The organism is Ruegeria sp. AF2, from assembly GCF_056542025.1.
In genome coordinates this window covers 319177-343807 of sequence record NZ_JBQFZC010000003.1, presented here as the reverse complement: position 1 = coordinate 343807, position 24631 = coordinate 319177, and the positions used below count along the sequence as shown (strand labels likewise).

Genomic DNA, 24631 nt, shown 5'->3' with positions numbered 1-24631 from the left:
CAAGACGTACTCCTGCCTTCTTGTAAGTTGCAATGTGGTTTGTCTCCAAGCCGTGGCTGGCAATCCGCGCGAAACTACATAGCATAGCGTTATGAAGCTCGAGCAGGACCTTTACCCACCCATCAAAGCCTTGTTGGAACGTCAGGGATATACCGTGAAAGGTGAAGTTGGCGCCGCCGACATTGTTGCTCTGCGAGACGGGCAGGAGCCGGTGATCGTTGAACTCAAGCTTCGCTTCAGCCTCGCGCTGTTTCACCAAGCTATCACTCGTCTGAAAATAACCGATCAGGTCTACATTGGGGTCTGTAAACCAAAAGGCCGGGCAGCGCGACGGGCGTTGAAGGATAATCTGGCGTTGTGCCGTCGCCTGGGGTTGGGCCTGATCACCGTGCGCTCTGATGGAGCGGTCGAGGTTCAATGCGATCCCGGCCCCTATGCGCCGCGCAAGGATAAGGTCAGGGCTAAGCGATTGCTGCGCGAGTTTGAAAGGTTGCAGGGCGATCCCAATGCGGGCGGTGCCACGCGTCATGGGATCGTAACGGCCTATCGGCAAGATGCGCTAAAATGCGCGGCCCATCTGGCAGAGAACGGAGCGGGCAAGGGGGCCGATGTCGCAAAGGCCACTGGCGTAAGTGCGGCGACACGTTTGATGTACGACAATCATTACGGCTGGTTCGAAAAAGTGGAAAAGGGCGTCTACGCGCTGTCTGAGGCAGGGCAAGAAGGTCTGAAACACTGGGCGTACAGCTGGGATCAGCCAGACTAGGTGCCTTGTTCTTGCCTGCTTATCGCGCCAGGCAAAAAAATCTTTCACATATTGTTGACTCGCTTCCTGCAACTCCCTAGCTATGCGTCGTTATCACTCATGAGACCCGAGTGCTAACGCCTCGTCAGTCGGCGAGGGGAGGATAACAAACTTTGAGCCCAAGGAGCTGCAAAGATGGCATTGAAACCGCTTCATGACCGTGTGCTGGTTCGTCGCGTAGAAAGCGAAGAGAAAACCGCAGGCGGACTGATCATTCCCGACAGCGCAAAAGAAAAGCCCAGCGAAGGCGAAGTCGTTGCAACCGGCGAAGGCGCGCGCAAGGACAGCGGCGAACTGATCGCGATGGCTGTAAAAGCTGGCGACAAGATCCTGTTCGGCAAATGGTCGGGCACCGAGGTTCAGGTCAACGGCGAAGAGCTGCTGATGATGAAAGAAAGCGACATCATGGGGATCATCGAGTAAGCGCACCCGCTTTCTCTGATCTTCATTTCAACAGATATTCTCAAGGAGAGACAACATGTCTGCAAAGGACGTCAAGTTTGACACCGATGCCCGTAACCGCATGCTGGCCGGTGTAAATGTTCTGGCCGATGCTGTTAAAGTGACCCTGGGCCCCAAAGGCCGCAACGTGGTTCTGGACAAATCCTTTGGCGCGCCGCGCATCACCAAAGACGGTGTTTCGGTTGCCAAAGAAATCGAACTGGAAGACAAGTTCGAAAACATGGGCGCGCAGATGGTGAAAGAAGTCGCCAGCCGCACCAATGACGAAGCCGGCGACGGCACCACCACTGCAACCGTTCTAGCCCAAGCCATCGTTCGCGAAGGTCTGAAGCAGGTTGCAGCGGGCCTGAACCCGATGGACCTGAAGCGCGGCATCGATCTGGCAACTGCCAAGGTTGTCGAAGGCATCAAAGACGCTTCGCGTGAAGTCAAAGACTCGGCAGAAGTTGCTCAGGTTGGCACCATCTCGGCCAACGGCGAAGCCGAAATCGGCCAGCAGATCGCAGACGCGATGCAGAAAGTTGGCAACGAAGGCGTTATCACCGTCGAAGAAAACAAAGGTCTGGAAACCGAGACCGATGTTGTCGAAGGTATGCAGTTCGACCGTGGCTACCTGTCGCCCTACTTCGTCACCAACGCAGACAAGATGATCGCAGAACTCGACGACTGCATGATCCTGCTGCACGAAAAGAAACTGTCCTCGCTGCAGCCGATGGTTCCGCTGCTCGAGCAGGTGATCCAGTCGCAGAAGCCGCTGCTGATCATCGCGGAAGACGTTGAAGGCGAAGCGCTGGCGACCCTCGTGGTCAACAAACTGCGCGGCGGCCTGAAAATTGCTGCTGTCAAAGCACCGGGCTTCGGCGACCGCCGCAAAGCCATGCTGCAGGACATCGCGATCCTGACCGGTGGTCAGGTGATCTCCGAAGATCTGGGCATGAAGCTCGAGTCCGTCACCATGGACATGCTGGGCACCGCCAAGAAGATCGAGATCACCAAAGACGAAACCACCATCGTCGACGGTGCTGGCGAGAAAGCCGAGATCGAAGCACGTGTTGCTCAGATCCGCACTCAGATCGAAGAAACCTCGTCGGATTACGACCGTGAGAAGCTGCAAGAGCGCGTTGCCAAACTGGCAGGCGGTGTTGCCGTTATCCGCGTTGGCGGCATGACCGAAGTTGAAGTGAAAGAGCGTAAGGACCGTGTGGACGATGCTCTGAACGCAACCCGCGCTGCTGTACAAGAAGGCGTTGTTGTGGGCGGTGGTGTTGCTCTGGTTCAGGCCGGTAAAGCACTGGAAACTCTGGAAGGTGCAAACGCCGACCAGAACGCAGGTATCAACATCGTTCGTAAGGCAATCGAAGCGCCTCTGCGCCAGATCGCCGAGAACGCTGGTGTCGACGGTGCGGTTGTTGCTGGCAAAGTTCGCGAAAGCGACGACGCAGCATTCGGCTTCAACGCTCAGACCGAAGAATATGGCGACATGTTCTCGTTCGGTGTGATCGACCCGGCCAAAGTTGTCCGTACCGCTCTGGAAGATGCGGCATCGGTTGCTGGCCTGCTGGTCACCACCGAAGCAATGGTTGCCGACAAGCCCGCCAAAGAAGGCGCGGCACCTGCCGGCGGCATGCCCGACATGGGCGGCATGGGCGGCATGATGTAAGCTGCTTAAGCCTTAGTGCTTAATAGCGGGGTCGCCTTTGGGCGGCCCCGGTTTTGTTTGGAATGTCTGTTGTGCATTCGTATCATTGGTGCTGGTAGGCTCAGGTCCGAGGAGGGTCGGGATTGGCTCGGCAATCGGGAATGTGAGTGTGCAAATCCGTTTGAAACGGCTATGCGGTTGATATGCGACTGTTTCTTCTGACCGCTTTAACCATGTGCGCCTTCGCTGCGAATTCGATCCTGAACCGCCTTGCTATCGACAGTGGCGCAAGTGATCCGGCGGGATTTGCCATCATCCGGGTTTTGGCTGGTGCCTTGGTTTTAACGGTATTGGTGGCGCTTCGGGGCAGCTCGATCCCTGTTTTTAATCGTCGACGTGTTGTTGGGGCCGGGTCACTGTCGCTTTATATGATCGGGTTTTCAGTAGCTTATCTGACGCTTGATGCCGGGCTTGGTGCGCTGATCCTGTTCGGGGTTGTGCAAATTACCATGTTTGCGATTGGTGCTATGACCGGTTCTGCACCCACGTTGAGACAGATATTGGGTGCCGGTATTGCGCTTGGTGGACTGGCGTTTGTTCTTTGGCCTGCTGGGACGGTTCAGGTCGACCCGACAGGGGCCGGCTTAATGACGGCTGCCGGGGTCGGGTGGGCCATATATTCCATCGCGGGCCGGTCCGAACCAGATGCATTGTCGGGAACTGCAGCAAATTTCATCATGGCGTTGCCCGTCACGGGATTTGCCCTGTTCCTGCTGGGAAGCAATTGGCAAATGTCTCCGCTTGGCTATGGGCTGGCTGCGCTTTCCGGAGGCGTCACGTCCGGTCTCGGCTATGCGCTATGGTACCGTGTCGTGCCACAGCTTTCACCGGCGGTGGCCGCGATCGTGCAACTCAGCGTTCCAGTTATCGCAATTGCTGCCGGGGTCATCCTGTTAGCCGAGATGGCAAGTCTAAGGCTTCTACTCGGCGCCGGATTTGTACTCGGCGGCATCGCACTGGCGGTGCTGCGCCGGAACCGTGGCTAGGGGTTCCCTCGGCCTGGGTTAGGCCTTATCTGGCGTGTATGAAATTTCTTGCTGTTCTCCTCTTGTGCCTTATGCCTGCGGTGGCCAATGCGAAATGCGTGGTCCTTCTGCACGGCCTCGCGCGCACAGAGGCCTCGTTTACCGTCATGGAGCAGCTCTTTCATGCGCATGGTTACACTGTGGTTCGTCCCGGTTACCCTTCGACAGACCTACCAATACCAGACCTCGCCAACCAGACTTTACCAGCTGCGTTCGCCGCCTGCGGGGATGATACGGTTAACGTTGTAGCGCATTCGATGGGGGGCATTCTGCTGCGCTATTGGTTGCAGGACAACGACCCCGAGAATCTGGGACGGGTTGTCATGCTCGGGCCTCCTAATCAGGGCAGCCAACTGGTGGACGAGCTTGGCGCCTGGGAGGTTTTCGGCTTTCTGAATGGCCCTGCAGGGCTGGCGTTGGGAACCGGACCAGAGGGTATTCCACGCCGCCTGCCGCCCGTGGACTTCGATTTGGGGGTGATTGCAGGCGAGAACTCATTGAACCCAGTGTTCTCGTCTCTGATCGATGGTCCAGATGACGGTAAGGTATCGATCGAAACCACAAAGGTTGAGGGTATGGCTGATCACATCGTTTTGCCGGTGACGCATACGTTCATGATGAACAACCCACGGGTCATGGCGCAGACCCTGCATTTCATCGAATTCGGACAGTTCGATCCACAAATCACCTGGCTTGACGGGGTGATGGATATCATCGACCAGATCTGCCTTGGGGAAGATTGCTCGGAACCGGACTCGGAGCCCACTCAATGAACTCATTGGAACTGACATTGACCGGCGCGAATGTTCTGTTGCCCGGCGAAGGGGTGTCGCGTGCTGAACTGACGATCGCCGAAGGTACCATTCAATCCGATAGGGCAGGGCGGCAGATTGATTTGTCAGGATACCTCATCCTGCCTGGCATCATTGATTTGCATGGCGACGGTTTTGAACGTCACATCGCGCCCCGGCGCGGTGCCATGAAGCAGATGGCAGAGGGCATTTTATCGGTTGAAGCGGAACTAGCCGCGAATGGAATAACCACAGCTGTTCTGGCGCAGTTCCACAGTTGGGAAGGCGGCGTGCGCGGGCCCGAGTTTGCTGGTCAGGTTTTTGACGCCATCGCTGCGGTTCGGGATGATGTTGTAACCCAACTGATCCCTCAACTGCGCTTCGAAACCCATATGCTGGACGACTATGACGGGCTGCCCGAACGTATCGCGGATTGGCAGGTGCCTTATGTGGTTCTGAATGATCATCTACCTCATGACCGGCTGGCTGAGGGGCGAAAACCACCCCGCTTGACAGGGCAGGCACTGAAGGCGGGACGGAATCCCGAAGTGCATTTTGAGATGCTGAAGGCAATGCACAACCGCAGCGCCGAGGTGCCAGCAGCACTGGACAGCCTTTGCACTGTCCTTGCGAACCGAGGAATTCGGCTCGGCAGCCATGATGATACAACGCCGCAGGATCGTGCTGAGTGGCGCGAGCGCGGGGTGATGATCTCGGAATTTCCGGAAACGCTGGAAGCCGCCGAATGTGCCCGGGCGGGCGGAGATCACATCATCCTCGGCTCACCCAATGTTGTGCGGGGCGGCTCACATAAGGGAAATGCCAGCGCGGTGGATCTAATCTCGATGGGTTTGTGTGATGCATTGGCATCGGATTACCACTACCCTAGCCCGCGCCGCGCTGCGCTGATGTTGGTAAAATCTGGCCTGCTGGATATTGCGGGCGCCTGGGCGCTTGTCTCGTCCGGTCCCGCGCGGGTTTTAGGCCTGAAGGATCGCGGAACGCTACAGCCCGGATATCGTGCTGATCTGGTGATACTCGATGCGACAACCCACAATGTCGCTGCCACACTGTCAGGCGGGTGTGTCAGCTATATGTCCGGTAGTATCGCAACACGTTTCTTGAGCTGATCCCGGCTTCATCTGGCTAAAAATACCTCCGCCGGAGGCATCGCGCGTAAGCGCGATTACCTCATCGCGAAATCCGGTTGAAATGCCCCATCTTGCGGCCGGCCTTGACCTCGGCCTTGCCATAGAGATGCAGTGCTACGTCCCGTTCGCGTGAAAGCTCGGGTACGCGGTCCATGTCATGCCCGATCAAATTCTCCATCACGACGTCCGAGTGGCGCTGACCGTCGCCCAAAGGCCAACCGGCCACGGCGCGAATATGTTGTTCAAACTGATCCACGGCGCAGCCGTTCTGGGTCCAGTGACCCGAGTTATGAACGCGCGGCGCGATTTCATTCACGATCAATCCTTGTGGCGTCACAAACAATTCGACACCCATGACGCCGACATAACCCAACGCGTTGAGAATGTTGGCGGCCAGCAATACCGCATCTGTCCGCTGCGCCGGAGACAGGCGTGCCGGTATTGTGGTCGTGTGCAGGATGCCATTGCGATGGACATTCTCGCCCGGATCGAAACAGGCAACTTGCCCGTCCAGACCGCGTGCTGCGATGACCGAAACCTCGTGGCTGAAGTCCACAAACCCTTCCAGTATGGACGGCGCGCCCGCCATATCGGCCAGTGCCGCCCCGGCATCTTCGGGTGCGCGCAGCCGGGCCTGACCTTTACCGTCATAGCCGAAGCGTCGGGTTTTCAGGATGGCGGGGGTGCCAATGTCATCAATTGCTGCGCGCAAGCTGTCCAAATCGGAGATGTCTGCAAAGGGCGCGATTTGCAGGCCTAAGCCTTGTAGAAATGTCTTTTCGGTCAAGCGGTCCTGACTGACCCGCAAAGCCTCTCGACCCGGGTGAATGGGGCGGTGTGCCTCAAGCAGATCCAGCGCCTGGGTGGGGATGTTTTCAAACTCGTAGGTGATCACGTCCACCGACTCCGCAAAGGCCTTCAATGCGTCGGCGTCATCATAGGCGGCGGTCGTGACCTGATTTGCAACTTGACCGGCCGGAGGATTTGCGCCCGGCTCGAATATGTGGGACTTGAACCCCAACCGTGCAGCCGCGATCGAGAGCATCCTGCCCAGCTGACCGCCCCCCAATATCCCGATTGTCGCACCGGGCGTAAGCATATCTGACATCGTCATGTCTCCAATCTCTTGCCAATCGCACTCAGTGCAGCACGCAAGGCATCATGCGCGCCCTCGGATTGCAAAATATCCGTCATCTGAAGGCTCAGTGTGCCCTCGGTCGCAAGCGCGTCACGCTCGGCTGCCAGTTGGCCCGCATGCTCTTTTTGCATTGATGTCAGAAACCCTGACACAAGCTGCGTAGTGTAGAATTCGGCCCGGTCTTTGTCGCCGGTCTGATCAGCCAACCAGTCGGTGCCTGTTGCCATAAGATCCAGGATACCTGGCACCATGGCGCAGATGGCGAAGTGGGCGTTCAACGCGGCCTCATTGGCAACCTTCACCACAGGGTTTTCAGGCTCAAACAAATCAGCCAAGAGGCGATCGTTGCCGTAAGCGGCCAGCGGGCAACCCCCTGTCTGAAGGAACCCCAGCGGAATCGTTTGCACAAAATCCGATGCCGGCGCGCACAGGCCGGATAGCTGCTCCTCAGAGACGGCGGCCATCACCGAAACAATCTTCTGATCTGCGCGAAAGCTTAGCGGGGCCAGAACGTCCTCGGCCACATGGGGGCGCAGGCAGAGAAACACGATCTCGGACGCATCAATCACGTCTTGCGGAGTGCCAACTTGGACCCCAAGTTCGGCCTGCAGTGCCGAGGATACCTGGGCATTGCGTTCTGTGACGTGAAGATCATGACCTTTTGCAGCCATCAGCCGCGCGATTGGCGCAGCGATGTGGCCTGTGCCGATGAAACCGATACGGCTCATTGCTGAGGTTCTTCCGGGATCGAAGCAGAGAGGGCCTCGCGCCAGGCGTCCAGCCGTTCCGCAAGCGCGGCATCCTGCAGCGCCAGAATGCCCGCGGCCATCAGGCCCGCATTGGCCCCGCCGGCCGAACCGATAGCCATGGTCGCAACCGGAAAACCTTTGGGCATCTGCACAATGGAATAGAGCGAATCTACGCCCGACAACGCGCGGGTTTGCACCGGAACGCCAATCACGGGCACACGTGTTTTCGACGCCATCATTCCGGGCAAATGCGCCGCGCCACCCGCGCCCGCGATAATGACCTGCAAGCCGCGCGACACGGCGGTTTTACCATAATCCCAGAGGCGATCCGGCGTGCGGTGGGCCGAGACGATCCGCGCCTCATAAGCGATGCCCAATTCATCCAGAATATCGGCGGCCTCTTTCATCGTGGGCCAGTCCGACTGACTGCCCATGATGATCCCTACTTTCACATCGCTCATCCGCTTACGTCCCTGCCATCGGAAAGAGCGCGCACTATAGCCAAATCCGCATATGTGGCAATGCGGTACGCGCGTCTCAGGCGATGATATCGGGGGTCAATCTGTCTTCGATCAGACGGATGATGTCTTTCAGGCGCAGTTTCTGCTTTTTTAGCCGCTTGATCGTCAATTGGTCCGAGGTCCCCTTGGCCTGCAAGGCCTCGATCGCTTCGTCCAAATCACGGTGCTGGCGTCGAAAGACCTCTAATTCCACCCGCAGGACTTCATCGGTTTTCATCGAAAGATCGGTGGGTGCGTTCATGGACGACTCAGTGTTTAAAGTGGTGCTTTCAACACAAGATAGTGTGTCAGGGTTTATCCGGCCAGACCTTGTGGACATCCCTGTATCTTCCCATATTCTATATCAAGCGGTTGCCGACATAGGGACCGCAGAATACGTCGCTTTGACAATGAAGGACGAAAATACGTGTCGAAACTTACCTTAGGCTCATACCCGCATCTTTTGGGGTTCGAGCAGTTGGAACGCCTTCTGGAACGGTCTGCAAAGGCCGGAAATGAAGGATACCCGCCCTATAATATCGAGCAGACCTCGGATTTTTCCTATCGCATCACCTTGGCGGTGGCCGGTTTCGCGGAAGAGGACCTGTCGATTACAATCGAGGATCGCCAGTTGGTGATCCGGGGCCGTCAGCGCGACGACAGCGAGGGGCGCATATTCCTGCACCGTGGCATCGCGGCGCGTCAATTCCAGCGCATGTTTGTGCTGGCTGACGGGGTCGAGGTGGGCGAGGCGATCATGGAAAACGGTCTGCTGCATGTGGACCTGACCCGCGCCGTGCCTGAAACCGTGGTTCAGACAATCAACATCAAGAAGGGGTAAGAGCAATGAATACACCGATTGAGATCAACGCCGAAGGCAATCGGATTGTCTATGTAAAGGCCGTTGATGTGGCCGACCTGCCGCAAGATCTGCGCGAGCAGGCAGGCGATCTGGATCAGCTGTATGCTGTCCACGATTCCGATGGGCAGCAACTGGCATTGGTGGCCGATCGCAAGCTGGCCTTTGTACTGGCACGCGAACATGACCTGTCCCCGGTGGCCGTTCACTAGGCCACCAAACATTCCGCCGAATTGACGTGACATTTTCTGCCTCAGCGGTGATCGTGCCGCTGAATGAAACGCAGGAGTGCGCGATGAGCTGGTATGATTTCGATTGGGTGGATGCGTTCAGCGATCAGGCCTTTGGTGGCAACGGCTGCGCAGTTGTGCATGAGGGTGCAGGGCTGTCGAACGCGGTTTGCATGGCATATGTGCGCGAGACTTCTCTGGTTGAATGCACTTTTACCGGGCCATCCGATATCGCTGATATCCGGGTCCGGTACTTCCTGGCCAGCCGGGAAATCCCATTTGCCGGGCACCCGACCATAGCAACCGTTGCAGCGATGCGATCACGGGGGTTGGTTCAGGGTGATGCTCTGACGCTTGAGACCGGAGCAGGGATTGTATCGATCAAACTGAATGGTGATGACATCGAAATGACGCAGGTTGCCCCGCAATTCGGCGATCATGTGCCCGCAGATCTGGTTGCCGCCGCCATCAGCCTGCCGGAAGAGGTGGTAATTTCTCCACCGCAGTTCGTTTCAACCGGTCTGCCCTTTTGCATTACGGTCCTGCGCGATCACGAGGCGCTGCGCGCTGCCAAGCTGGATGTTGCTTTGCTCAGTCATATTACCGAAAAGGCCGGTTTCTCGGGGTCGGACATGGCTGAACCGTTTCTTGTAGCACTGAAAGGCGCAACGACTACGGGCGACACATTCTCGCGCCTGATGATGGCGCCCCCCAGCCCGCCCGAGGACCCGTTCACCGGATCGGCCACCGGTGCGATGGCGGCCTATCTCTGGAAACACGGACTGATGGACAAAGAGACATTCATCGCCGAACAGGGCCATGACATGGGCCGCCCCGGTCAGGCGACCGTGACACGCGTTGGACCTTCGGATGCGATGACGGGGATCAAAGTTGCCGGGCGCAGCCATGTCCTGATGCGCGGGCAGGTGAATTTGCCCGACTGAACCAGACCCGCACCTGCGAAAAAGGCCCTCAGAAATCTGAGGGCCTTTGATGTATTTTTTCGTCTTAAGTGATCAGGATGCTGCAATCAGCCCCATGCTTTCCAGCTTAAGCAGAACCTGATGTGCGCAGTTGTCAACCTCGACATTCTCGGTCTCGACGCGCAGCTCTGGGTCTTCAGGGGCGTCGTAAGGGTCGGAAATCCCCGTGAACTCTTTGATCTTGCCCTCACGTGCCAGTTTGTACAGACCCTTGCGGTCTCGGCGCTCGCATTCTTCAATGCTGGTCGCGACATGCACCTCGCAAAATGCACCGAATTGTTCGATTTCTTCACGCACAGCACGACGGGTAGTTGCGTAAGGCGCGATAGGAGCACAGATGGCAATACCGCCGTTCTTGGTTATCTCAGACGCGACATAACCGATGCGGCGGATGTTCAGATCGCGATGTTCCTTCGAAAAGCCCAGTTCAGAAGACAGGTTCTTACGCACGATATCCCCGTCCAGCAAGGTAACCGGACGATCCCCGGTCTCCATCAGCTTGACCATCAAGGCGTTGGCAATGGTGGATTTGCCCGAGCCTGAAAAACCGGTGAAAAATACGGTGAATCCCTGTTGCGAGCGCGGCGGGAAGCGGTTGCGCAGTTCCTGAACAACTTCGGGGAACGAAAACCAATCCGGAATCTCCAGCCCTTCGCGCAGACGGCGGCGCAGTTCAGTTCCCGAGATGTTGAGGATCGTGACGTTGTCCTTGTCCAGGATCTCGTCATTCGGCTCGTATTGCGCGCGTTCCTGCACGTAGACCATATGTTTGAAATCGACCATCTCGACGCCGATTTCGTCCTGATATTTTCGGAACAAGTCTTGCGCATCATAGGGGCCGTAGAAATCCTCACCGGCAGAGTTTTTGCCCGGACCTGCGTGGTCACGACCGACGATGAAATGGGTGCAGCCGTGGTTTGCGCGGATCAACCCGTGCCAGACTGCCTCGCGCGGGCCAGCCATGCGCATCGCAAGGTTCAACAGCGACATCGACGTAGTCGAGGCCGGATATTTATCCAACACGGCTTCGTAGCAACGCACGCGGGTGAAATGATCCACATCGCCCGGTTTGGTCATGCCAACCACGGGATGGATCAGCAAGTTGGCCTGTGCTTCTTTTGCGGCACGGAAGGTCAATTCCTGATGCGCGCGATGCAAAGGATTGCGGGTCTGGAATGCCACGATACGGCGCCAGCCCACTTTGCGGAAATAGGCGCGCAACTCGTTCGGCGTGTCGCGGCGGGCTTTGAAATCGTAATGCACGGGCTGCTGGATGCCAGTGACCGGGCCGCCCAGATAAACTTTGCCCGCTACATTGTGCAGGTAATTCACAGCCGGGTGCGCATCATCATCAGCACCAAAGACCTTTTCCGCCTCACGCGCCTTGTCTGGTGTCCAGCGGTCGGTCACGGTCATGGTGCCGAGGATCACGCCTTCCTGATCGCGCAGGGCAATGTCCTGCCCCAGCTCGATCGATGCGGCAAAATCCTCGTCAACATCCAAGGTGATCGGCATTGGCCAAAGTGTTCCATCGGCGAGGCGCATGTTTTCGACCACGTTGTCATAGTCCGCTTCGCTCAGGAAACCTTTGAGCGGATTGAACCCGCCGTTCATAAGCAGTTCCAGATCGCAAATCTGCCGGGGCTTAAGATCCCAGCTGGTCAGATCAGCGGCTTCTATCTTCAGTTTCTGCGCAGACTCGTAGGAAACATACAGTTCAGAGATAGGGGCCAGATTGCTTAACATCGTCATCGGAAAACTCTTATCGCAGTTCTGTTTGCATTTGTTTCAAGGGTGTTTGCAGGGCATGTGCCTCGGCCTGAGGGTGAAGTCCATAGACTTGCAAAAACTAAGGATGAAATGCGTGGTTTTTTCTCGAAATGGAACGGTTTTCTGTTTTTTGTTTCATGTTATTGAAAAAATCCCGCCGCTCAGGCTCATTAGGCGCATTCTCAGGCAATCTGTTCCAGCGGTGAGGTTTGCGACCCAAGGTCGGCTGCGTGCCTGACGGGCAGGGCAGGGACGGGTTCAGAGACACCGCGCAGGCTGAATTCCCGCAGATCGCGGGGATCACATTGTAACCCAGCCGCGTCCAAAACCTTGTCCGATACAAGGAGCTCAACCCCCAGTGCTTTGGTTTCAGCCTCCAAACGGCTGGCAACATTTACAGCGTCTCCGATGATCGTGCGTGGCGCGTGTTTAGCCGCTCCGATTTCGCCCAGCACAAGATCACCAAGATGTAGACCCATACCAATGCGCACAGGTTGGCTGCCTTCTGCTTGGAGCTGCTGGTTGAAACGCTCCAATGCGTGTCCGATCCCAGCCGCCGCCCTCAGACCGGCACTTGCCGAACTTGCGGCGTTGGCTGTTTCGAACATCGCCAGCAACCCATCGCCCATGTATTTGTCGACAACTCCGCCTTGCGCCGTGATTGCTGGGACAATTGCGTCGAAGAAACGATTCAACAGAAACACGACATCATACGGCAATTGCCCCGTTGTGCGGGCAGTGAACCCGCGCATGTCCAGAAACAGAACCGCCAGTTGCCGTTCTTGCCCTTGGCTCGCATGCGCACGATCACGCGCGCCGTCAGGGCGGAAAACACGAAACACCGTGAGCGGGTCGGACGGCCGCATCTGGCAGGCCAAACGGGTTCCTTCTGGCGCGCTGATCGCTTTCAGACTGCGGGCTTCAACTTCGGTAGGCGGGTGCAACTGATCGGCACCATCTTCAACCACTACGCGACAGGTCGTGCAGCGCCCCTTGCCACCACACAGCGCGGTATGTGGGATGCCATTTGCGCGTGACATCTCCAAAAGGGTCATGCCTTTCTCCGACACAACTTCTGGACCGTTGACATAGCGCACCCGCACCGAATGCCGCCGCCGCCAAAGCTTGCGCCCGAGATAGACCAAGCCTGTTAGTGCAAGCGCGGCCCAGAAAACCCACTGCGTATAGTCTGTGACGGAAAACAAGGACTGAAACTCTTCTTGCGAAGGCCAGTTATAGTATTCGACATACTGTTCTCGCAGATCGGGGTCGGCAAAATCGACCCAGATTCGCCGCCCCTCGGTCAGAAGGCCTGCGAAGGCGAAGCCCGGTACAAAGACGGCGAGACCGATCAGATATGGAACTATCGCGCGCCACCATGTGGTCAACCGTAACCACATATGTAGCCCTATACATCCGTGGACCCACACCAGCAGAAGCAATAGGCTTTGAAACCAGATCGCGGTGCTGGGCCACATCAGAATGATAATGTAACCCATTTCATCATTCACCCCGAAAATCTCATGCGCGTATCGGGTCTGAACCAGATGTGAGATAAGCTGCAGCGGGATCAACAGGCCAAGAATAACCTGAAGCGAGACGCTGAAAGGCATTCTGAGCGTCCGACGCTGCGCGAGTGAGATAAGCGCCAGTCCCATGTGCATCAGCAATGCGCCATATATCACGACGCTGCCGATCTCATTACGGCTGACAGCTTTACGTCCGCCCTGCATCCCGTGCAGCAAATCAGTGTGAAACAGACCAAGGCCGATATTGATGAAATGAAAGAACGCAAAGACAAACAGCACGAGGCCGCTTGCGATTCTGAGCCGGCTCATCCATCCGCCGCGCCAAAGAACGTTTTCCAAAAGCTCACCTGTTCTTCGCGTTACTGCGGTTGATCCTGATACGGTGCCGGGTGCCGGTCAAGATAGGCGCGGTCACCTTTCGGGGAACCAGTCGCAGGGGGCGCCTGCGGTTTGTATTATCTGGTGTTCTGCGTTGAACAATACCAGATGGCTCAGTTCAGGGCGCGAGCGCGAACTATATAGCAGCCCATCCGCGCCGTATGTGCGGGCCTTGTCCGAAAATCGCCATGTTGGAGAGAGTATGCCGGTTGCCCGCATGTCTTGCCAGACGATCGAGGCAGAAGGTTGCCCTCGCAAATCCAATACTTGCGCCTTGGATATCTTCAAGCGATGGATCGTCCGTGGAGGGTCGCACTGCGAGACATAGCGCCGAATGGCGATCCCGGCCCCTTCAGCGCTAAGCGACGCATAAAGCGCGAATTGGCCAGAATGATGAAACCGTCCTTCGGGGGCACGGGCCGATGAGAGCGGGTCACCCGATTGGGTGCGGAACAGAATTCTCCAGACGAGGCCGGAGAAATCTGTGATCATCTTAGTCGTTCTCCGCCAAGAATCGTTCTGCATCCAGCGCGGCCATGCAGCCCATACCGGCGCTTGTCACAGCCTGACGGTATACGTGGTCGGTCAGGTCTCCGGCAGCGAAAACTCCCGGAACCGAAGTTTGCGTCGTGCCCGGCTTGGTCACGACGTAGCCACCCATGTGGGTTTCCAGCGTATCTTTGACCAGCTCATTTGCCGGGGCGTGGCCGATAGCGACAAATACGCCTTTGCACGGAATCTCCGTGATTTCGCCGGTCTTTACATTCTTGACCTTGACGCCTTCCACACCCAGTGGGGCATCGGTTCCGATCACCTCATCCAGTTCGTGAAACCAAAGCGGCTCGATCTTTTCGTTCTTGAACAGCCGATCCTGAAGGATCTTTTCAGCTCGCAACTCATCGCGGCGGTGGATCAGAGTGACTTTGCTTGCGAAGTTGGTCAGGAACAGCGCTTCTTCGACGGCAGTATTTCCGCCGCCGATCACAACGATTTCCTGACCGCGATAGAAGAAGCCGTCACAGGTGGCACAGGCTGACACGCCAAACCCTTTGAATTTCTCTTCCGAGGGAATGCCTAACCACTTGGCTCGTGCGCCCGTTGCCAGAATCACCGCGTCGGCGGTGTAGACGGTGCCACTGTCGCCTTTGGCTGTGAAGGGACGCTGGCTTAGATCGAGATCGCTGATGATATCGCCGATCACTTCGCATCCCATTGCCTTGGCGTGATCCTGCATCCGAACCATCAGGTCTGGCCCCTGAACCTCGGTGTCACCCGGCCAGTTTTCCACCTCGGTTGTGGTGGTCAGTTGTCCACCGGGTTCGATACCCTGCACCAGGATCGGTTCCAACATGGCCCGGCTTGCATAAACGCCCGCGGTGTATCCTGCAGGTCCCGACCCGATGATCAGAACCTTGGTGTGTCGTGTTTCGGCCATGGTATCCTCACTCAAACTGCCTCGGCGGACGTGTTGTCCGGTGCGGATCGATATAGCGACCGCAGGGCAGGGCTTAAAGCCCCTTCATATTGCAGGTCCGTGATGTGCCTAATGATTGGCTTTGCGGCCAATTATGTATCTGAAATAACGAAAATTGCGTGGCTGTGAAATATTATTGCGCCTCCCGGGGCTGCTGATATAACAACTGAAAAACTCAGGAGCATTCGATGGTCACGACCCGGTTGGATGAAATCGACCGCAAAATTCTTGCGGAACTGCAGGCCGATGGCCGTATGACCAATGTTGAGCTTGCCAAGCGCGTAGGAATATCCGCTCCTCCTTGCCTGCGACGGGTGCGGACGCTGGAAGATTCGGGGTACATTCGCGGCTATCATGCCGAGGTGAACGCCCGCGAGCTTGGGTTCGAAGTGCAGGTCTTTGCCATGGTCGGACTTGAAAGTCAGGCTGAATCCGAACTCAGCGCCTTTGAAGACCGGTGTCGGGAATGGCCATTGGTTCGCGAATGCCACATGCTGAATGGCGAGGTTGATTTCATCCTGAAATGCGTCGCACCGGATCTCAGCAGTTTTCAGCAATTTCTGACAGGCGAGTTGCTGACCACGCCAAACGTGGCCAGCGTCAAGACTTCGCTTGTTATCCGAGGCGCAAAAGACGAGCCAGGCGTACCATTTGACGTACTGGAAGACCGGATGAACCGGACGGCCTGAACCTACCTCTTGTTTGATCCACAGGACAGGGTGGCAGCATCGCTGCCAGTGCAAGGGTTAAAACCCAACTCAGTAAAATCTGCATAATGCCCCACGCTTGCAGTAATAGTTAACCAGTTCACGCTGTCATAGCGTCAATTTCACCATCTCCGGCTCTTGGCAAGAGCAACGGCCCAAAATCATTCAACGATTCGATATGTGAGAATAGATTCAAATAGATCGAACGCAAAGAGTGACTGATCATTCGGACTGCGTTGATGCCCGGATGATAGGTCTCGAATTGCAGGCCATCGACCCGAATCACGGAATGCCGGGCGACACAGATATGAAACAGCTCGACCGGAGTCGGTGGCAGCGTTTCAATGATACCCATTCCATCCTGAAACTCACTGACGGGTGTCAGCATGGGCTGCCCGCCGTTCAAATGACGCATGTGCGTAGGCGTACCCAGCAGACGTGCGGCGGGGCCCGTGATGACGCCCGACATCGGTTTTTGCATCCCGAACGTGTCGGCCATGATCCGTGTCAGCGGCCGGGTTCGCCCGCGCGTATCCTCGCGTCCGGGAATCAGTGTGACAGACCCTTTCCAAAGTACGGTTTCCGATGATCCGTCTTGAGTGAGGACATCATCACCCGGCAGCAGATCTTCGATCGCCATCTGGCCCTGTGGCGTCTCGACCAACGATCCGCGTGTGAACGCACAAAATGCATCTTCAAACATCGGTAAAGCTGGCGCGATATGGCGTGTCTGTGAAATATCCCCGTTTTTCAGCAGACTGCACACTTCATAGCGTCGAAGCTGTGCTTTTTGCTTTGTCGCGGGACGAGGCGCATCGCGCAATAGCGCTGACGTTTCGACCGCGTTTCTGGCAGCGCGGGCCAGAGAATTTGGAATAGTCATGGTATTCCGTCCCCTCTAAATTCCGTCCGACGGCTTGAACCCCCGTGCAATATCGCCGGACGACCTTGTTCTTTGTCTGTAATCAGATGGGTAAACACAGGCCGGTCGCCGCGAATGCACAGCGCCGCATCAGAAAACACCAGTGTTTTGGTCAAGTTCTTGACCCCCCCAGACAAACTCGTAAACCGCAGGCTGCAATTGCCTGCACACACACGCTCCGAACCCTGGTCGCAGTCCTGATTGCGACCCCACACACCGGACCGGAGCTTCATCCGGTATGCGTTTGCCCTCCGAGACCGGCAGCTGGTCTCTTGGGGTTGCTGTGTCAGCGTCGCGCCGCCAGATGGCGTGCAACTCTGACTGAGTGACTTGAAACCCGCTTCCAGGGCATTTCTGGTTCTTGATCCCTGACAGCCGCAAAAACGGCGCTGAGAAAGCGTGATTTCGATTTCATATCCATTGTCCTGCTTCGATAGGGCGGTCGCCCTGTTCCCGTTTATGAAGCCAATGTGACGCTGATTTGCGGCGCCTATAAGGCTGATCCGGGTTGAATTGAGGACAAATTGAAGGTTTCAGGTACCTCTTAGTTGCTTCCGCCCATGCCATCACGATCCCACTTGGGGTAACCGTCTGTGCATTGGCGAAAATTTGAGACGATTCTGACTCTGATAAACACAAGAAATGTGGCAGAAACTGGGCAAAGCTGCCTTAATATGGGCCAGATTTACAATCTGATAGCGGAAATCAATCTGCCGTAGTCGGCCTCTTTGGCATGGGTCGAGCGCCGGTATGAATAAAACCTGTCAGGGTCGGAATAGGTGCAATGACGGACCCACTCGGCCTGGCCGATACCAGCTTCGCGCAGACGATGCAGGCCAAAGGCGGGCAGGTCGAAATGCATCCGGTCACCTTTGCCATTTGCAAAAAAACGCGCGTTCTCTGGCGTGTCAGCAAGGAAGTCGTCCAGAAACTCTGAGCCGACCTCGTAAGCGCGTTGTGAAATCGTGGGGCCGATTACGGCAACAGTGTTATCCCGGCTGGCTCCCAGCGCTTCCATCGCGTCCAGTGTTGATTCCAGCACACCATCCAACGCGCCGCGCCAACCGGCATGTGCGGCCCCGATCACATTTGCGTCAGGATCCGCGAACAGCACCGGCTGACAATCAGCGGTTAAGATTGTAAGCGCCAAACCCGGCGTTGATGTGACAACCGCGTCAGCTTTGGGTTTGTCACCAGTCATCGGACCATCGACTGCAATCACGGTCGGCGAATGCACTTGATGCACACCGATCATCGCTTCAGGTGCCACTTCCATCGCGTCGGCGACGCGCCGACGGTTCAAAGCTACGGCCTCAGTCAAATCTGTCGACCCGGTTCCGCAGTTGAGTCCTTCGAAGATACCAGAAGATGCGCCACCGCGGCGGCTGAAGAACCCGTGTCGTACGGGGGACAGCATGTCTGAAGTAATGATTTCCAGTGTCATGGTTCCAGTCCCGGTGGCGGCGTGGCGTTTGGCGGATAAAGACCCAGTACTTTGAACAGGTTTCCCATTTCGTCGGGGTGCGTCAACCGTCGATGTGCAGAGACCAGCGCCTCAAGCTGTGACCCGCTGAGAGGGGCGGCAAGCGATTGCGCGCGCGCGGTGATCCCGAGCCGCTCAAGAAACACACCCTGCGGGGTCAGTTTTGTATAAGCGCAGCCCGAAGTATGAGACGCCTTCGCCAAGACCTCAAAGTCGACATGTGTGGTCAGATCCGCCTGACCGGGCTGATCCAGGGGGTCGACACGTTCATGCGCTTGCAATGCCTGCAATGTGTCGCCAAGCGAGCGCCAGTCACCATAATCGATGATCAGCGCGGCTCCGCCGTTACGGGCGATCTGCCCGGCAACAGAGTACATAATGGAACTGGCAGCAGCGCACAGTTCTACCAGATCTCCGTCCTGCGTATCCTCGACACGTTCGCTGAGCGCGGCTTGTGCCAATTGCGTACCAAGACCGAACGCAAGCGAAGCACCATCTTTGCCAACTAACCTCTCGCGCCAACCTTCGCCTTCGCGCAGGAACTGGCGGATGGGCAGGGCATCAAAGAACTCGTTTGCCACCAGAAACAGAGGAAGATCTTCAAGATCAGAAATTGCCTCGATCCACTGAGGTTCATACCCTTGCAGTGCCTTGGCTTGTACGTCGCGCAATACAGGTGAAGCTTCGAGCAATGCGATCTCGGCCGCTTTGTGAAAGCCAGGAACACTTTGAGTGGCGCGCAGGATGTCTGCCATCAGGGTGCCACGACCAGGGCCAAGCTCGGCCAGAACAAACTTTTCGGGTTTGCCTTGTACCAGCCAGCATTGCGCCAGACACAATCCTATTAGCTCTCCGAACATCTGACTGATTTCAGGCGCTGTAATGAAATCGCCCTGAGCGCCCAGCGGATCGCGTGTTGTGTAGTATCCATGTTCCGGATGCATCAGACACTCGGTCATGTAGTCAGCGATGGTCATAGGGCCATCATTCTGGATGCGCAGGAGCAGACGATCCTTCAGGTTCATGATCTGCGTCTTGCCCGAAATGCCAACCAAAGGCCAAGTGCAATCATTGGTAGCGACAAGAGTTGCCCCATGGTCAATCCATATCCGCCAACATGCCACGCCAGCCCTAGCGGATTCCCCGGCGATATAAATTGCGCATCGGGTTGACGGAAGAATTCGACAAAAAACCGCGATGCGCCGTAGCCAGCCAGAAATACGCCCATAACCAGACCTGGTTTTTGAAACGCGCCGCGCCGGTAGGCCAGCCATATCAGAATCGCCCCGAGGATCAGACCTTCAAGTGCTGCCTCATACAGTTGCGAAGGGTGGCGGGCGCACATCCCCGCAACAACGCCGGGGCAATCCTGGGCCGCAGTTCCGGGAAAGATCACCGCCCATGGCAATTCGCTGGGTCGACCCCAAAGCTCGGCATTGGTGAAATTCGCCAATCGTCCCAGCAACAACCCGGGCGGCACTGTGTAGGCAACCAAATCACCCAGCGAAAGAATCGGTATAGCGTGGCGCCTGCCGAACAGATACGTGGCGATCACCACGCCCAACAGGCCGCCATGGAATGCCATGCCACCCTGCCAAACCATCAGAATTTCCAGTGGATACGCAAAATAATATGCGGGTTGATAGAAAAGGACGAACCCCAATCGACCACCAAGAATTACACCCAGTATGATCCAGGTGACCAAATCCTCAAGCTGGTCGGGTTGCATCGGTGGTGTGTCATCAGCCCAAAGCACAGGCCGCCTAAGCGCCATCAGCGCCATGCGCCAAGCAATCAGGATGCCGACGATATAGGCCAGCGCATACCACCTGAGCGCAAACTCCATCCCGAACAGAGAGATCGAGAAAATTTCGGGTGACAGATCGGGGAAATTCAAAACAGCCTGCATGTGCGTCTCATTGCCCGGGGTTTGCGTGGCAAGTCAACCTTGAGCCCGGGCCAATCTTTACCCATATAGAGAGCAATCGCGAAATCGGAGAAAGCCCATGCAAACCCGTAACAAGATTCTGGACGATATGTCTCAACTGATGACCAATGCCATGGGTGTGGCGCAGGGGGCACGAGAAGAGGCCGAGAATGCGATGAAATCCATGATGGACCGCTGGCTGGCCGACCGGGATTTTGTGACCCGTGAAGAATTTGATGCTGTGCGTGCCATGGCGCAGAAAGCGCGCGAAGAGAACGGTGCACTTGAACAGCGAATTGCCGCGCTCGAGGCGAAGCTGGACAAGTAACATCCGCAGGAATTTAAGATTTTGGGTAAAAGCATCCGCCGCGCAATCCGAACTTGGATTGTGCGGTGTTGTGCATTTTGCCGCTCTGCAGAAATTTATCAAGACAAAGCTGCATCCATTGCCAATATTTTGATCGGCGTTGCCAACTGTCCACAACTTATTGCTGTTATCCCCAATAAATAGGGTTGCCAGAGCTGTGCTCACATCGCACCATATTTAGTACAGGCAGACTGGGGAAGCCCGGCTTGTAGAGCAGGCAACTAGCGCTGGGGCGCTGCCAGCCCCAAAATGCTAGAGATTAGTGAGGTGGCATTATGGCCCTTTCCGAGCAGTATCTCGAAGAAGACCTTCATCCGATCGACATTGTTGAACATCTTGCAGAACATCACGACTGGGATTTTGACCGGATCGGGGATGATCAGATTGCCATGGCTGTCGAAGGACAGTGGCGCACATATTCGATAACTTTGGCCTGGTCGAATTACGATGAAACGCTCCGCATGGTGTGTTCCTTTGAGATGGAGCCTCCGGCCGAGCGCGAAACCGAGCTTTATGAGCTACTGAACAAGATGAATGATCAGTGTTGGGCCGGGGCGTTTACCTACTGGGCCAATCAGAAATTGATGGTCTATCGCTATGGCTTGGTGCTGGCCGGTGGTCAGACGGCCAGCCCGGAACAGATCGATACCATGATCACCGCAGCGGTACTGAGCGCCGAGCGCTATTACCCCGCGATCCAACTGGTGACCTGGGGAAACCGAGACCCCGAAGAGGCGATGCAAGTCGCCATTGCAGAGGCCTACGGCCGCGCGTAAAGCTTTGCCCCGAACCATAGGGGAGGGGCAATCATGGATATCTCGCGAGTTGCGGAACAGGGGCTTGTGCTTCTGGGATGCGGCAAGATGGGCTCAGCGATGCTTGCAGGCTGGTTGGAACATGGCCTTCCTGCCGCATCGGTCTGGGTGATCGATCCATTTCCCTCGGATTGGCTGAAGGCGCAGGGCGTCAACATCAACACTCCTCTCCCCGAGGCACCCGCAGTTGTACTCGTAGCGGTCAAACCACAGATGATGGGCGAAGCCCTGCCAGCCATTCAAGCTCTGGGCAATGGTGACAGTCTTTTCATATCGGTCGCAGCGGGTACATCGCTGGCCACTTTCGAGAACGTCATTGGGGCAGATACGCCGATCATCCGTGCGATGCCAAATACGCCTGCGGCGGTTCGGCAGGGGATCACGGCGCTGATTGGGAATGCCAACACCTCGGACGCGGATATCCTACTGGCTGAAGACCTGCTTTCGGCCATTGGTGAGACGGTTCGATTGGATGATGAGACGCAGATGGATGCCGTCACCGGGGTCAGCGGTTCGGGCCCGGCCTATGTATTCCACCTAATCGAAACACTGGCGCAAGCTGGCGAAGCGCACGGCTTACCGCCGGAACTGGCGATGAAGCTAGCCAAATCAACCGTCGCTGGGGCAGGGGCGTTGGCGATGGCCGCTGACGAGCATCCGTCTCAATTGCGGGTCAACGTCACCTCTCCCAACGGCACCACTCAGGCCGCACTGGAGGTGTTGATGCATGAAGAAGAGGGTTTCCCAGACCTGCTACATCGTGCCGTCAAAGCTGCAACCGACCGATCTAAGGAGTTGTCTCGTGAGTGAGATTTCATTCGACGAATTTCTCAAAGTCGACATTCGTGTAGGTGAGGTGATACGCGCCGAGCCGTACCCGGAAGCCCGCAAGCCCGCGATCAAGCTGTGGGTCGATTTTGGCGATGAGATCGGTGAGCGCAAAACTTCGGCCCAGATCACCGCGCACTACGATCCGGCGACGCTGGTGGGCAAGCAGGTGATGGCCGTGGTCAACTTTCCCCCGCGCCAAATCGGTAAATTCATGTCCGAGGTTTTGGTGTTGGGTCTTCCCGACGAAAACGGTGAGATCGTGTTGATAGGCCCCGATGGCGCTGTGCCCATCGGTGGAAGGATGCATTGATGAAACTGCTGATTGCCCGACCGATGACTTCGGCTGTGCAAGTGCGCGCCCGTGCCGAATTCGATGTGGAATTCCGCAGTGAAACCACGCCTATGACGCATGAAGAAATGTTGCGGGCGCTGACTGAGTTTGACGTTGTGGTCCCAACGTTGGGCGATCAGTTTTCGGCAGAGATCTTTGCTAAGGTGCCAGAGCCTCGCTGTAAACTGCTGGCAAATTTCGGAGTTGGTTACAATCATATCGACGTGGACGCCGCGCACGCTGCCGGGGTAGCGGTAACCAACACGCCGGGTGCCGTCACCGATGCCACCGCCGATGTTGCCATGACACTTTTGCTCACGACGGCCCGCCGTTCAGGTGAGGGGGAAAGGTTGGTCAGGTCAGGCCAGTGGCAGGGGTGGCATCCTACACAGATGCTAGGCCAACATGTGACCGGCAAAAAGGTGGGCATCATCGGAATGGGCCGCATAGGTCAGGCCATTGCCCGGAGGTGTCATTTCGGATTCGACATGACCGTTGCCTATCAATCACGCAATCCAAAGCAGCTGGACCTCCAAGCAGAGTATATTCCGGATCTCAGTGCATTAGCTGCGGCAGTGGATTTTCTTGTCATAGCCGTCCCCGGAGGAGCTGAAACACGACACTTGGTCAACGCGCAGATTTTGGCTTCGATGAAGCCCTCGGGCATTGTGATAAACATTGCGCGCGGTGAAGTTGTGGACGAAGCCGCCTTAATCCAAGCGCTTAATGCTGGTCGGATTGCTGGCGCTGGACTGGATGTCTACGAGTTCGAGCCCAAGGTGCCGCAGGCCTTGTGTGACATGGGAAATGTGACTCTGCTGCCCCACCTCGGCACCGCGACCGAAGAGGTGCGCACCGATATGGGTCACATGGCGTTGGACAATATCGCGGCGTTCGTGGCCGGGCGAACGTTACCCAACCCGGTTTAGGAACCCACCGCCTCGCGCCAGTGTTTGCGGCAGAGCGAGACATAAGTCTCGTTCCCTCCAATCTGTACCTGCGCCCCTTCGGTGATGGTGTTTCCGTTTTCATCCTGACGAATCACCATCGTCGCCTTGCGCCCGCATTCGCAGATGGTGCGTACTTCGCGCATCTCATCGGCCAGAGCCAACAATGCTGCCGACCCGGGGAACAGTTTACCCTGAAAATCCACCCGCAACCCGTAGGTCAACACTGGGACCTTCAGATCATCTACGGCGCGCGCAAGTTGCCAGACCTGCTCTTCCGAAAGAAACTGGGCTTCATCAATGAATACGCAGGCGATGCCCCCTTGTGTCAGGCGGTTTTCGATCATGGCAAACACATTGTCGTCGGGACGAAACATGTCCGCTCGTTCCGAGATTCCGATTCTTGATGCGATCCGCCCCTCACCGGCGCGTCCGTCAATGGCGGCTGTCATCAGGTAGGTATACATGCCGCGTTCGCGATAGTTATGCGAGGCCTGCAGCAACACGGTCGATTTGCCCGCGTTCATAGTCGAATAGTTGAAATAGAGCTTTGCCATGCCGTGGGTCTAATTCGCATGTGATGCCTGGGCAAGCCGTCTCATGGGGGTAAATCGACGCCACCATCGCTACAGCTGAGGTTGAGCAAATGCTCTTGGGGATGGATTACCTCGCCTTCGCGACAGTGGCGTCGTCGGCCTACAAGTGGCCTATACAATGCAAGGCTAAAATCCTGCCCCGCATACACTCTTTACCGGCTC

At 56.7% G+C, this 24631-nt stretch carries 28 protein-coding genes; 15 read left to right on the top strand and 13 right to left on the bottom strand.

The window, feature by feature from the left end:
* The first annotated feature begins 91 nt into the window (after window positions 1–91).
* The 6 genes from ACR0NM_RS12445 to ACR0NM_RS12420 all read left to right on the top strand — a co-directional run bounded on the left by ACR0NM_RS12445 (window position 92) and on the right by ACR0NM_RS12420 (window position 5912).
* Window positions 92–766 carry a DUF2161 family putative PD-(D/E)XK-type phosphodiesterase gene (locus ACR0NM_RS12445; RefSeq protein ID WP_170594561.1) on the top strand — a complete coding sequence of 225 codons (675 nt, stop codon included), beginning with the start codon at window positions 92–94 and terminating at the stop codon, window positions 764–766.
* A gap of 174 nt (window positions 767–940) precedes the next feature.
* Window positions 941–1228, top strand: a complete 288-nt coding sequence (gene groES / locus ACR0NM_RS12440) for a co-chaperone GroES (protein WP_010441779.1) — start codon at window positions 941–943, stop codon at window positions 1226–1228.
* A 55-nt stretch (window positions 1229–1283) separates the two neighbouring features.
* The gene (gene groL, locus ACR0NM_RS12435) at window positions 1284–2927 is read left to right on the top strand and encodes a chaperonin GroEL (RefSeq protein WP_170392413.1); all 1644 of its coding nucleotides are present in this window, start codon (window positions 1284–1286) and stop codon (window positions 2925–2927) included.
* 182 nt (window positions 2928–3109) lie between these two features.
* The gene (locus ACR0NM_RS12430; protein WP_170661797.1) at window positions 3110–3952 is read left to right on the top strand and encodes a DMT family transporter; all 843 of its coding nucleotides are present in this window, start codon (window positions 3110–3112) and stop codon (window positions 3950–3952) included.
* A gap of 38 nt (window positions 3953–3990) precedes the next feature.
* The gene (locus ACR0NM_RS12425) at window positions 3991–4764 is read left to right on the top strand and encodes an alpha/beta fold hydrolase (RefSeq protein ID WP_480614971.1); all 774 of its coding nucleotides are present in this window, start codon (window positions 3991–3993) and stop codon (window positions 4762–4764) included.
* Window positions 4761–5912 (top strand): alpha-D-ribose 1-methylphosphonate 5-triphosphate diphosphatase, encoded by a 1152-nt coding sequence (locus ACR0NM_RS12420; protein ID WP_480614969.1) that lies wholly within the window; start codon window positions 4761–4763, stop codon window positions 5910–5912. Before ACR0NM_RS12425 ends, ACR0NM_RS12420 begins: the two co-directional genes overlap by 4 nt.
* 61 nt (window positions 5913–5973) lie before the next feature.
* On the opposite strand, the gene ACR0NM_RS12415 is transcribed toward ACR0NM_RS12420, so the two are convergent.
* From ACR0NM_RS12415 to ACR0NM_RS12400, 4 genes are all read right to left on the bottom strand, one after another.
* Entirely contained in the window at window positions 5974–7041 is a 1068-nt protein-coding gene (locus ACR0NM_RS12415; RefSeq protein WP_480615127.1) for a 5-(carboxyamino)imidazole ribonucleotide synthase, read from the bottom strand.
* Window positions 7042–7043: 2 nt separating this feature from the next.
* On the bottom strand, window positions 7044–7799 hold the full coding sequence (locus ACR0NM_RS12410; protein WP_170636067.1) for an NAD(P)-binding domain-containing protein: 756 nt from the start codon (window positions 7797–7799) through the stop codon (window positions 7044–7046).
* A complete protein-coding gene (gene purE, locus ACR0NM_RS12405) occupies window positions 7796–8281 on the bottom strand; it encodes a 5-(carboxyamino)imidazole ribonucleotide mutase (protein ID WP_170392399.1) in 486 nt (161 codons plus the stop codon). The genes ACR0NM_RS12410 and purE overlap by 4 nt, the downstream gene beginning before the upstream one ends.
* A 76-nt stretch (window positions 8282–8357) precedes the next feature.
* The gene (locus ACR0NM_RS12400; RefSeq protein WP_010441787.1) at window positions 8358–8582 is read right to left on the bottom strand and encodes a YdcH family protein; all 225 of its coding nucleotides are present in this window, start codon (window positions 8580–8582) and stop codon (window positions 8358–8360) included.
* Between the two features lie 165 nt (window positions 8583–8747).
* Here ACR0NM_RS12400 and ACR0NM_RS12395 point away from each other — a divergent pair, with 165 nt between their 5' ends.
* The 3 genes from ACR0NM_RS12395 (at window position 8748) to ACR0NM_RS12385 (ending at window position 10353) form a co-directional block, all read left to right on the top strand.
* Entirely contained in the window at window positions 8748–9161 is a 414-nt protein-coding gene (locus tag ACR0NM_RS12395) for an Hsp20 family protein (protein WP_010441788.1), read from the top strand.
* 5 nt (window positions 9162–9166) lie between these two features.
* Window positions 9167–9391, top strand: coding sequence for a DUF1150 family protein (locus ACR0NM_RS12390; protein ID WP_170392397.1), 225 nt, complete (start codon window positions 9167–9169; stop codon window positions 9389–9391).
* An 83-nt stretch (window positions 9392–9474) separates the two neighbouring features.
* The gene (locus ACR0NM_RS12385) at window positions 9475–10353 is read left to right on the top strand and encodes a PhzF family phenazine biosynthesis protein (protein WP_480614967.1); all 879 of its coding nucleotides are present in this window, start codon (window positions 9475–9477) and stop codon (window positions 10351–10353) included.
* A 72-nt stretch (window positions 10354–10425) separates the two neighbouring features.
* Here ACR0NM_RS12385 and ACR0NM_RS12380 read toward each other — a convergent pair whose 3' ends face one another.
* From ACR0NM_RS12380 to trxB, 4 genes are all read right to left on the bottom strand, one after another.
* A complete protein-coding gene (locus tag ACR0NM_RS12380) occupies window positions 10426–12144 on the bottom strand; it encodes a bifunctional sulfate adenylyltransferase/adenylylsulfate kinase (RefSeq protein WP_170801983.1) in 1719 nt (572 codons plus the stop codon).
* Between the two features lie 200 nt (window positions 12145–12344).
* Entirely contained in the window at window positions 12345–14000 is a 1656-nt protein-coding gene (locus tag ACR0NM_RS12375; protein WP_480614965.1) for an adenylate/guanylate cyclase domain-containing protein, read from the bottom strand.
* 102 nt (window positions 14001–14102) lie between these two features.
* The gene (locus tag ACR0NM_RS12370; RefSeq protein WP_170420582.1) at window positions 14103–14561 is read right to left on the bottom strand and encodes an RES family NAD+ phosphorylase; all 459 of its coding nucleotides are present in this window, start codon (window positions 14559–14561) and stop codon (window positions 14103–14105) included.
* 1 nt (window position 14562) lies between these two features.
* Window positions 14563–15504 carry a thioredoxin-disulfide reductase gene (gene trxB / locus ACR0NM_RS12365; RefSeq protein ID WP_170512491.1) on the bottom strand — a complete coding sequence of 314 codons (942 nt, stop codon included), beginning with the start codon at window positions 15502–15504 and terminating at the stop codon, window positions 14563–14565.
* Between the two features lie 227 nt (window positions 15505–15731).
* On the opposite strand from trxB, the gene ACR0NM_RS12360 reads away from it, so the two are divergent.
* Window positions 15732–16232, top strand: a complete 501-nt coding sequence (locus tag ACR0NM_RS12360; protein WP_170392385.1) for an Lrp/AsnC family transcriptional regulator — start codon at window positions 15732–15734, stop codon at window positions 16230–16232.
* A gap of 118 nt (window positions 16233–16350) precedes the next feature.
* On the opposite strand, the gene ACR0NM_RS12355 is transcribed toward ACR0NM_RS12360, so the two are convergent.
* The 4 genes from ACR0NM_RS12355 to lgt all read right to left on the bottom strand — a co-directional run bounded on the left by ACR0NM_RS12355 (window position 16351) and on the right by lgt (window position 20564).
* The gene (locus ACR0NM_RS12355; protein ID WP_170392383.1) at window positions 16351–17133 is read right to left on the bottom strand and encodes a Hint domain-containing protein; all 783 of its coding nucleotides are present in this window, start codon (window positions 17131–17133) and stop codon (window positions 16351–16353) included.
* Window positions 17134–17857: 724 nt separating this feature from the next.
* A complete protein-coding gene (gene pgeF, locus ACR0NM_RS12350; RefSeq protein ID WP_480614963.1) occupies window positions 17858–18616 on the bottom strand; it encodes a peptidoglycan editing factor PgeF in 759 nt (252 codons plus the stop codon).
* The gene (locus ACR0NM_RS12345; RefSeq protein ID WP_480614961.1) at window positions 18613–19680 is read right to left on the bottom strand and encodes a class I SAM-dependent methyltransferase; all 1068 of its coding nucleotides are present in this window, start codon (window positions 19678–19680) and stop codon (window positions 18613–18615) included. Before ACR0NM_RS12345 ends, pgeF begins: the two co-directional genes overlap by 4 nt.
* Window positions 19677–20564: a prolipoprotein diacylglyceryl transferase gene (gene lgt / locus ACR0NM_RS12340; RefSeq protein WP_170512528.1), complete on the bottom strand. Its 888-nt coding sequence runs from the start codon at window positions 20562–20564 to the stop codon at window positions 19677–19679. Before lgt ends, ACR0NM_RS12345 begins: the two co-directional genes overlap by 4 nt.
* A 97-nt stretch (window positions 20565–20661) precedes the next feature.
* On the opposite strand from lgt, the gene ACR0NM_RS12335 reads away from it, so the two are divergent.
* The 5 genes from ACR0NM_RS12335 (at window position 20662) to ACR0NM_RS12315 (ending at window position 23855) form a co-directional block, all read left to right on the top strand.
* Window positions 20662–20910 (top strand): accessory factor UbiK family protein, encoded by a 249-nt coding sequence (locus ACR0NM_RS12335; RefSeq protein WP_170512483.1) that lies wholly within the window; start codon window positions 20662–20664, stop codon window positions 20908–20910.
* Window positions 20911–21224: 314 nt separating this feature from the next.
* Window positions 21225–21725 (top strand): type III secretion system chaperone family protein, encoded by a 501-nt coding sequence (locus ACR0NM_RS12330; RefSeq protein ID WP_010441802.1) that lies wholly within the window; start codon window positions 21225–21227, stop codon window positions 21723–21725.
* A gap of 33 nt (window positions 21726–21758) precedes the next feature.
* Window positions 21759–22574, top strand: coding sequence for a pyrroline-5-carboxylate reductase (proC, locus tag ACR0NM_RS12325; protein WP_170512482.1), 816 nt, complete (start codon window positions 21759–21761; stop codon window positions 22572–22574).
* Window positions 22567–22905 carry a tRNA-binding protein gene (locus ACR0NM_RS12320; RefSeq protein WP_170392371.1) on the top strand — a complete coding sequence of 113 codons (339 nt, stop codon included), beginning with the start codon at window positions 22567–22569 and terminating at the stop codon, window positions 22903–22905. The genes proC and ACR0NM_RS12320 overlap by 8 nt, the downstream gene beginning before the upstream one ends.
* A complete protein-coding gene (locus ACR0NM_RS12315; protein WP_480614960.1) occupies window positions 22905–23855 on the top strand; it encodes a 2-hydroxyacid dehydrogenase in 951 nt (316 codons plus the stop codon). The genes ACR0NM_RS12320 and ACR0NM_RS12315 overlap by 1 nt, the downstream gene beginning before the upstream one ends.
* On the opposite strand, the gene ACR0NM_RS12310 is transcribed toward ACR0NM_RS12315, so the two are convergent.
* On the bottom strand, window positions 23852–24430 hold the full coding sequence (locus ACR0NM_RS12310) for a thymidine kinase (RefSeq protein WP_170661817.1): 579 nt from the start codon (window positions 24428–24430) through the stop codon (window positions 23852–23854). The two genes, ACR0NM_RS12315 and ACR0NM_RS12310, sit on opposite strands and share 4 nt — an antisense overlap.
* Window positions 24431–24631 lie beyond the last annotated feature (201 nt).

What these genes read in the sequence shown, in the direction of transcription:
- ACR0NM_RS12385 (WP_480614967.1), top strand. Translation starts at nt 9,475, where the DNA reads ATGAGCTGGTATGATTTCGATTGGGTGGATGCGTTCAGCGATCAGGCC.
- groL (WP_170392413.1), top strand. Translation starts at nt 1,284, where the DNA reads ATGTCTGCAAAGGACGTCAAGTTTGACACCGATGCCCGTAACCGCATG.
- ACR0NM_RS12425 (WP_480614971.1), top strand. Translation starts at nt 3,991, where the DNA reads ATGAAATTTCTTGCTGTTCTCCTCTTGTGCCTTATGCCTGCGGTGGCC.
- purE (WP_170392399.1), bottom strand. Translation starts at nt 8,281, where the DNA reads ATGAGCGATGTGAAAGTAGGGATCATCATGGGCAGTCAGTCGGACTGG.
- ACR0NM_RS12355 (WP_170392383.1), bottom strand. Translation starts at nt 17,133, where the DNA reads ATGACTATTCCAAATTCTCTGGCCCGCGCTGCCAGAAACGCGGTCGAA.
- ACR0NM_RS12400 (WP_010441787.1), bottom strand. Translation starts at nt 8,582, where the DNA reads ATGAACGCACCCACCGATCTTTCGATGAAAACCGATGAAGTCCTGCGG.
- ACR0NM_RS12360 (WP_170392385.1), top strand. Translation starts at nt 15,732, where the DNA reads ATGGTCACGACCCGGTTGGATGAAATCGACCGCAAAATTCTTGCGGAA.
- ACR0NM_RS12330 (WP_010441802.1), top strand. Translation starts at nt 21,225, where the DNA reads ATGGCCCTTTCCGAGCAGTATCTCGAAGAAGACCTTCATCCGATCGAC.
- lgt (WP_170512528.1), bottom strand. Translation starts at nt 20,564, where the DNA reads ATGCAGGCTGTTTTGAATTTCCCCGATCTGTCACCCGAAATTTTCTCG.
- proC (WP_170512482.1), top strand. Translation starts at nt 21,759, where the DNA reads ATGGATATCTCGCGAGTTGCGGAACAGGGGCTTGTGCTTCTGGGATGC.
- ACR0NM_RS12335 (WP_170512483.1), top strand. Translation starts at nt 20,662, where the DNA reads ATGCAAACCCGTAACAAGATTCTGGACGATATGTCTCAACTGATGACC.
- trxB (WP_170512491.1), bottom strand. Translation starts at nt 15,504, where the DNA reads ATGGCCGAAACACGACACACCAAGGTTCTGATCATCGGGTCGGGACCT.
- ACR0NM_RS12410 (WP_170636067.1), bottom strand. Translation starts at nt 7,799, where the DNA reads ATGAGCCGTATCGGTTTCATCGGCACAGGCCACATCGCTGCGCCAATC.
- ACR0NM_RS12345 (WP_480614961.1), bottom strand. Translation starts at nt 19,680, where the DNA reads ATGAACCTGAAGGATCGTCTGCTCCTGCGCATCCAGAATGATGGCCCT.
- groES (WP_010441779.1), top strand. Translation starts at nt 941, where the DNA reads ATGGCATTGAAACCGCTTCATGACCGTGTGCTGGTTCGTCGCGTAGAA.
- ACR0NM_RS12445 (WP_170594561.1), top strand. Translation starts at nt 92, where the DNA reads ATGAAGCTCGAGCAGGACCTTTACCCACCCATCAAAGCCTTGTTGGAA.
- ACR0NM_RS12375 (WP_480614965.1), bottom strand. Translation starts at nt 14,000, where the DNA reads ATGAGCCGGCTCAGAATCGCAAGCGGCCTCGTGCTGTTTGTCTTTGCG.
- ACR0NM_RS12415 (WP_480615127.1), bottom strand. Translation starts at nt 7,041, where the DNA reads ATGTCAGATATGCTTACGCCCGGTGCGACAATCGGGATATTGGGGGGC.
- ACR0NM_RS12315 (WP_480614960.1), top strand. Translation starts at nt 22,905, where the DNA reads ATGAAACTGCTGATTGCCCGACCGATGACTTCGGCTGTGCAAGTGCGC.
- ACR0NM_RS12430 (WP_170661797.1), top strand. Translation starts at nt 3,110, where the DNA reads ATGCGACTGTTTCTTCTGACCGCTTTAACCATGTGCGCCTTCGCTGCG.
- ACR0NM_RS12310 (WP_170661817.1), bottom strand. Translation starts at nt 24,430, where the DNA reads ATGGCAAAGCTCTATTTCAACTATTCGACTATGAACGCGGGCAAATCG.
- ACR0NM_RS12420 (WP_480614969.1), top strand. Translation starts at nt 4,761, where the DNA reads ATGAACTCATTGGAACTGACATTGACCGGCGCGAATGTTCTGTTGCCC.
- ACR0NM_RS12380 (WP_170801983.1), bottom strand. Translation starts at nt 12,144, where the DNA reads ATGACGATGTTAAGCAATCTGGCCCCTATCTCTGAACTGTATGTTTCC.
- ACR0NM_RS12370 (WP_170420582.1), bottom strand. Translation starts at nt 14,561, where the DNA reads ATGATCACAGATTTCTCCGGCCTCGTCTGGAGAATTCTGTTCCGCACC.
- ACR0NM_RS12390 (WP_170392397.1), top strand. Translation starts at nt 9,167, where the DNA reads ATGAATACACCGATTGAGATCAACGCCGAAGGCAATCGGATTGTCTAT.
- pgeF (WP_480614963.1), bottom strand. Translation starts at nt 18,616, where the DNA reads ATGACACTGGAAATCATTACTTCAGACATGCTGTCCCCCGTACGACAC.